Genomic DNA, 241 nt, shown 5'->3' with positions numbered 1-241 from the left:
GTTCGAGGTGGAAGCATGGTGACATGTGGAGCTGACGAATACTAATAGATCGAGGACTTAACCATATAATATGAAGCAATGTTATCTAGTTTTGAAAGAATATAAAAAACTTGTTGACTTTAAAAGTTAAATAAGTTACAATAATTCTTGTCTTAAATGAATACAGTCTGGTAATGATGGCAGAGAGGTCACACCCGTTCCCATACCGAACACGGAAGTTAAGCTCTCTAGCGCCGATGGT

At 37.8% G+C, this 241-nt stretch carries 1 rRNA gene; it reads left to right on the top strand.

The features are described from left to right. Positions 1 to 166: 166 nt before the first annotated feature. Positions 167 to 241 (top strand): 5S ribosomal RNA (rrf, locus tag JDS98_RS29830); the annotation flags it as partial.

Origin of the sequence: Bacillus cereus group sp. N11, assembly GCF_016483605.1 — a bacterium.
Taxonomy (GTDB): Bacteria; Bacillota; Bacilli; order Bacillales; family Bacillaceae_G; genus Bacillus_A; species Bacillus_A toyonensis.
This window is presented reverse-complemented; position numbering and strand designations above follow the sequence as displayed.